Here is a 6196-nt window from a genome sequence, read left to right on the forward strand (position 1 = left end):
GATTAGTTTCCTCCCGTCTTAGGCTTATTCGTGGATAGCCACTGATCGGAAATGATTTGGCCATCTTCAATTGTAATAATACGGTCAGAAGTTGATGCAATTTTTAAATCGTGAGTAATCAATACAATAGTTTGATTATATTTTTTTGCTGTCAATCTTAATAAATCCATGACTTCTTTTGTGTTTTGAGTATCCAGATTTCCTGTAGGTTCATCAGCTAAGATTAAATGTGGGCGATTTATAAGTGCCCTCCCAATCGAAACCCGTTGTTGCTGACCTCCTGATAATTCAGATGGTAAATGATTTCGTCTTTCATGAAGTCCCAGAATTTCAATAATTTCGTCCATATAAGGATTATCTACAGGTTCATTATCTAGTAAAGTGGGCAAAGCTATATTCTCTTGCACATTCAATACAGGAATTAAATTAAAGAACTGAAATATAAAACCAACTTTTCTTCTTCTAAATATCGAAAGTTCATTATCTGAATAATTATAAATATTGTTCTCTCCAATAAATACTTGTCCTGAACTCGGACGGTCCAATCCTCCCAAAATATGCAACAATGTACTTTTACCTGAGCCAGAAGCTCCTACGATTGAAACAAATTCCCCTTGCTGTATAGAAAGATTTATGCCCTTCAAAGCATCTACCCTACTATTTCCTTCACCATAACTTTTGACTACATTTTCTATTCTTACGATTTCCATTTATATCACCTTATTTTCATTTTAATTTAGTCTTGTACCTCTACAAAGTTTATTTTATTCTGATTATTCGAAGAGAGCTTATCAATCTGTTGTAAAACTTTGTCTACTTCTTGTTTGTTTTTATAATCAAAATTACGTTTTTGAAATTGAATCAATTTCATTATTGACTCTGATTCAGAAATTGTATTATAGTCTTGGTCGTTTAGAATAACAAGGTTCATTGGAACATACCCAATCCAAATTTGCTGTTTAACATACTGGGCAGATACCATCTTACCGTTCAAATTCAACTGGTTATTTTCAAAATTAGCAACCGTTGAATTATCAACCGCATAAGAAAATAATAGATTCTGATCACTAGATACTTTATTTTTATCTTTCACCCTCTCAGAAATAATAGATGCTAAATTTGGATTTTTTCTAGCTCTTAGAAGTCCCTTATTAAATAATTTTACCGCGGTAGAACTATTAATAACTGCATATTCTGTAGTGTTGATTTCAAATTCTTCATTTGTATCATTTTGTTTCTTATCTTCTTCTGATAATGGAATCCTTTTTGTTGTTGTGACGTACTTTACCTTATAGTCTATTGATTGTTTAGTGTCATCTTTAAACTCTTGTTTAACTTTTTCTACGTCAGTTGCAGTACCACTAACTAGAATCCCATCGACTGGTTGTCCTGGACCTTGCACATAACGTTTTACTCCTAATCCTATTCCTATAAAAATAGCAATAACAACTGTATAACTTATAATTTTTTTCATTAGAATACTCCTTTAGTAAATGATTTATATCTGGATTATAGATGAGTTTTTTTCATAAGTTAATGACTTCTATCTAACTATGTGACTTCTAATCTTACAATTTTGTAAGATTAGTATTCCCCATGCTCAACAAGCTAAATTTATATAATAATAATCTTATACGTTATTATTCTCTTTTTTATTGAAACGGGTCGAATCACAGGCAATAACCCGACCTATAATGATTAATGTTACAGATAATAACTTAAGGGCCGTCTTATATATAATCTAAATCTTTAAAATAAACAAAGGATATTACTCCTAATACAGCACCAACTATCCCTAGCATCAAACCCTTATACTTTTGTATAAACATCTTATTCCTCTTTTCGTACAAATAAATTATTCCATATATAACAATACTAAATTATGGAATGTTTCTAAAGAATTAAAACGTTTTTATATTCAGTTTATATATCTCCTTCTTTACTTATCCCATAGATAAGTAACTCCAAAGGGATACAAAAACGTCACTTCTTTTATAAACAGTACGACTTTATTGTTACTTAATAGTAGTGAGAAATATCACATATCTCATAAAAGGGCTGGGGGGAAATTTAAGTTTACTAAATACCTTTTCTAAAGTTTGAGTGCACCCTTTTTCTGTAAACTCCATCCAATCTTTCATCAAACAACTACCTTCTCCCATAATTTTAAAGGATTCCCACTCGATTATCCCGAATATATAAATTACTATTCTCACAAGGAGCGAATTTATATGAATCTATTCGAACACGAAACGTAAAACCGTTCCCCTTTCATAAGAGGTCCTCCTTTTTTCTTTTCTCACCATATCATTTACTTACAAAATAGGAGGATACAATTATGAAACGTGATCCATTATTTTTAACTTTATTAGAAAGTGCTAATACAAATTTTAGCGGTTGGGATTTTTCTTTTATTTCAGAAACGGGTCGAATGAAGAGCGAGCCTTTATCGTGGTCATATGGCAGTACAGCTTTCCAGCTTATGCAGCATGCAGAATCAATGCTCGATATGGGTACTGGCGGCGGAGAGTTTTTATCTATGTTACAACCGTTCCCGTCAACTATTTATGCTACTGAGGGCTACGCTCCAAACGTGCCAATTGCTCGAAAGAAATTAGAGCCTTTAGGGGTTACTGTTGTAGAGGTGAACGATGATACTTCATTGCCATTTCAAGATGGTCAGTTTAATCTAATCCTAAACCAACATGAATCATATGCTGCTTCTGAAGTAAAAAGAATCCTTTCTCCAAATGGAACATTTCTTACACAACAAGTTGGCGGTCTCGATTGCGCGGAACTTAATGACCAATTTGACACACCACTAAATAGTGAATTTGCAAGTTGGTCGCTTGAAGCGGCATGTAACGAACTACAGGAAAACGGATTTACTATCTTAGAAGCAAAAGAAGAATTCCCTTTCCAACGCTTTTATGATATTGGCGCTATCGTCTATTATTTAAAAGCAATTCCGTGGCAAATTCCTGATTTCACTGTCGAAAGGTACTATGAGGAGTTATATCGTATACATGAGATTATCTTGCAAAAAGGATATTTTGATGTGAAGCAACATCGATTTATGATTAAGGCGATTCGTGACTAACGGAAAAGAGGTGGCAAAGCCACCTCTTTTTTGTTCCGTTTACGTATGTTCTCTACTCTTTCACCATAAGAAAAGTTATATCATACATATTACAATTATGACCAATGAATTGTATTTCTGAAACTTATAATCACCTCGCATATATAACGAGAGCAAAAACGTGATTTTTCACTTTCCTCTTCTATTGAGAAACGAGTTGTTTTTCATATCGCTTGTTCGCATCATCTTCTTTCAAACATGCAGTTGTGTAATGAATAATATTCCGGTTATCGTACGTGAATATATGTTTTAACTTATTTTCTTCTGTTAATACTGTGGGTAAGTATTTTGGTAAATTGCTAACTACTCCTCTATTATCACCATCTAATATCCAATCAATTTCTTTCCATTCTAATAAGCCTTCAGCCGTACGTAATGGTGTATTCATTTGCATTCCATCTGGCAAATCAGCAACGAACACATACATTCCTTCACTAGCCTGGGGCTCACCTTTACCTTTAAAACCAACAGTCCCTTTATACGTTACACTTGAAAGTTCTATGCCCGTTTCCTCAAACGTTTCTCTAATTATTCCTTCGTATGGCGTTTCATTCTCTTCTATTTTTCCTCCAACACCATTCCACATCCCCATATTCGGCTTTTTATTTCTATTTAATAGCAGTATTTTATCGCTTTTTCTAATAAAGCAAATTGTGTATTTGTACATACGATCATTTCCTTTCATTTTCCACATGAGTTATTTGGCTTATTTTCAAGTAAAAACACTCGCCTTACAATTCCTTACTACATAATATATAGTACAACTTTCATGCGTAAACACTTTACGTCAAACGAGAGAATCCTTTTTAGAAAGGAGAATTTAAAATCGATACTATAAGCAATGAATTTCTAAAACAATATTACGACAGCCTCGTGTGGTTAAACGATACACAATGGTTTGGAGTTCCAATCTGTAAACTTCCCTCTGATCTCTTTTTGTATCAAGAAATCATTTATGAATTAAAGCCCGATTTAATTATTGAATGCGGGACTTTTCACGGTGGTAGTGCACTGTATTTAGCTTCTATGTTAGATTTAATTGGAAAAGGTCACGTACTTACTATCGATATAACTCCGCAGCCAAATCGGCCATCACATAATCGGATTACGTATTTAACAGCATCTTCTGTTTCTGTGCAGGCCATCCAAACAATAGTAAGTATGCGCAAACCTGATGATGTGATTTTAGTTATTTTAGATTCTGATCATAGTAAAGAGCATGTTTCCAAAGAACTCTTGCTATATAAATCTATCGTCACTACTGGCAGTTATATAATTGTAGAAGATACCTCCATTAACGGAAATCCGCTTCTTCCCGATTGGGGTCCTGGCCCAATGGAAGCTGTGGAAGAGTTTTTAACTAAAAACAATAACTTCATAATCGACGAGTCTAAACATAAATTTTTCATATCATTTAATCCAAAAGGTTTTTTAAAGAAAATAAAGTGAAACTTTAATAAGTGGGGTTTTGCTCATCCCCCACTTATTCTATCATTTTCATTTTTGAAAAAGGATAATATACGAATTCCACCTTGCCAATTATGTTATCTTCTTTAATATATCCTAAGCCATTGCGACTATCTCTACTTACTTCACGGTTATCTCCCATTACAAATAACTTATTTGGTGGAATTTTTGTCTTTTGAAAGTTATAAAACACTTGTGTGTTGTTAAATAAATCTTTGTTCGTATATGGTTCTTCTTGCTTTTTATCGTTCACATATACCTTTCCGTTCGTTATGTTAATTACATCACCAGGAAGCCCTATTACACGTTTCACATAATATTTCGATTCATCCTCTTCTTTTATAATGACAATTTCTCCGTGTTGTAAATTAGAAAGACGTACTACCGCTTTATTTACAAATACGTAGTCTTCTTCATATAAAGTCGGCTGCATCGATTCCCCTTCCACCTTACATAAAGTAAAAGAATGGTAGCCTATGACTATCACCAATATAAATAGTATGTACTTTCCCCAGCCTCTCTTAATCTCCTTTTTCATATCCATTCCCACCTTATAAAGCGCTTTTTAACTCAAAAAATATATCACTGCACAATATGTTTCCATGCAGTGATACTATTTTTACTGTGCCTTGTTCGGTTGTTCTACTGGAATTGAATTTGTATTTGATCTATTTGTTTTTAATTCAAAATACGCATCCAAAATCTCTTTACCAATCGCAGAATTAATTCCTGATTTATCATCATTCACCCATGGTACAACAACTGAAAAAGCTACTTCCGGATCCGCATCATATGGTGCATAACCGGCAAGAGTTAAATTATAACATTTTTTTCGGTTGTTGTTCTCATCTCTTCCAATATCACTTTCTCCACCATATACTGTCTCAGCTGTTCCTGTTTTTCCCGCTGGTTTATATGGTAGACCTTTAAATGTTCCGGTTCCGGTTCCGTCAGCTTCTTGAAAAACTCTTCTAAATCCTTCTTTTACATGATTAATGTACGAAGTTTCCATATCCACTCTATTTAATACAACTGGTTCAATCGACCGAACGACTTTTCCTGCATCCTCTGGTCTATTCGGTTGCTCTCTAACTTCTTGTACAATTTGTGGTTTCATTCGGTAACCGCCATTTGCAATGGTTGAAATATATTGTGCAAGCTGAAGCGGTGTATATGTATCATACTGTCCAATCGCGTAATCAAGTAAAAATCCGGGTATGTTATCAGTTCTACCTATTTGACCGATCGATTCATTTGGCAGGTCAATACCAGTCGACACACCTAGGCCAAATTGTCTAAAATAGTAGCGCATTTTATTAAATGTTTCTTGTTTAATATCTAATGGATTGTTTGGAACATAATTAATGCCTGCCATTTTTAAAGCTGTATTAAACATATAAACGTTCGATGACACTTGCAAAGCTCTTAAATCATCAATATCCCCAAATTCTTTCCACGATTTCTTCGGCTTAGAACTTCCTTTAAAATACATTGGCGCATCAAAGAAGTGTGTATACGGCTTAATCGCTTCTGTTTGATATCCAGTTAATAAAGTAGCCCCTTTTACAGTTGACCCTAACTCATAAGAAC

Annotated in this window: 7 protein-coding genes and 1 pseudogene; 2 read left to right on the top strand and 6 right to left on the bottom strand. The window is 33.9% G+C overall.

What is annotated here, in order from left to right; genetic code table 11:
• Window positions 1-2: 2 nt before the first annotated feature.
• The 3 genes and pseudogenes from H6481_RS21300 to H6481_RS29165 all read right to left on the bottom strand — a co-directional run bounded on the left by H6481_RS21300 (window position 3) and on the right by H6481_RS29165 (window position 1829).
• On the bottom strand, window positions 3-710 hold the full coding sequence (locus H6481_RS21300) for an ABC transporter ATP-binding protein (protein WP_000407086.1): 708 nt from the start codon (window positions 708-710) through the stop codon (window positions 3-5).
• Window positions 711-736: 26 nt separating this feature from the next.
• Window positions 737-1474 carry a lipoprotein BA_5634 family protein gene (locus H6481_RS21305; protein WP_053564105.1) on the bottom strand — a complete coding sequence of 246 codons (738 nt, stop codon included), beginning with the start codon at window positions 1472-1474 and terminating at the stop codon, window positions 737-739.
• Window positions 1475-1630: 156 nt separating this feature from the next.
• Window positions 1631-1829, bottom strand: a pseudogene (locus H6481_RS29165) (hypothetical protein).
• A 509-nt stretch (window positions 1830-2338) separates the two neighbouring features.
• Here H6481_RS29165 and H6481_RS21310 point away from each other — a divergent pair.
• Window positions 2339-3100: a class I SAM-dependent methyltransferase gene (locus H6481_RS21310; RefSeq protein WP_071731999.1), complete on the top strand. Its 762-nt coding sequence runs from the start codon at window positions 2339-2341 to the stop codon at window positions 3098-3100.
• A 181-nt stretch (window positions 3101-3281) separates the two neighbouring features.
• Here the strand turns inward: H6481_RS21310 and H6481_RS21315 are convergent, their stop codons facing one another.
• A complete protein-coding gene (locus tag H6481_RS21315; RefSeq protein WP_053565492.1) occupies window positions 3282-3806 on the bottom strand; it encodes an 8-oxo-dGTP diphosphatase in 525 nt (174 codons plus the stop codon).
• A 158-nt stretch (window positions 3807-3964) separates the two neighbouring features.
• Here H6481_RS21315 and H6481_RS21320 point away from each other — a divergent pair, with 158 nt between their 5' ends.
• The gene (locus H6481_RS21320) at window positions 3965-4588 is read left to right on the top strand and encodes a CmcI family methyltransferase (RefSeq protein WP_265736949.1); all 624 of its coding nucleotides are present in this window, start codon (window positions 3965-3967) and stop codon (window positions 4586-4588) included.
• A 34-nt stretch (window positions 4589-4622) separates the two neighbouring features.
• On the opposite strand, the gene lepB is transcribed toward H6481_RS21320, so the two are convergent.
• Entirely contained in the window at window positions 4623-5144 is a 522-nt protein-coding gene (gene lepB, locus H6481_RS21325) for a signal peptidase I (protein ID WP_053564103.1), read from the bottom strand.
• An 81-nt stretch (window positions 5145-5225) separates the two neighbouring features.
• Window positions 5226-6196 (bottom strand): penicillin-binding transpeptidase domain-containing protein (locus H6481_RS21330; RefSeq protein WP_259347387.1); only part of this gene is annotated, 971 nt, incomplete at its 5' end.

This window comes from Bacillus sp. ME78, from assembly GCF_903970865.1.
GTDB classification, from domain to species: domain Bacteria; phylum Bacillota; class Bacilli; order Bacillales; family Bacillaceae_G; genus Bacillus_A; species Bacillus_A cereus.

Excerpts from the sequence above, each read along its gene's own strand:
- lepB (WP_053564103.1), bottom strand. The coding sequence starts at position 5,144 with ATGAAAAAGGAGATTAAGAGAGGCTGGGGAAAGTACATACTATTTATA.
- H6481_RS21305 (WP_053564105.1), bottom strand. The coding sequence starts at position 1,474 with ATGAAAAAAATTATAAGTTATACAGTTGTTATTGCTATTTTTATAGGA.
- H6481_RS21300 (WP_000407086.1), bottom strand. The coding sequence starts at position 710 with ATGGAAATCGTAAGAATAGAAAATGTAGTCAAAAGTTATGGTGAAGGA.
- H6481_RS21310 (WP_071731999.1), top strand. The coding sequence starts at position 2,339 with ATGAAACGTGATCCATTATTTTTAACTTTATTAGAAAGTGCTAATACA.
- H6481_RS21315 (WP_053565492.1), bottom strand. The coding sequence starts at position 3,806 with ATGTACAAATACACAATTTGCTTTATTAGAAAAAGCGATAAAATACTG.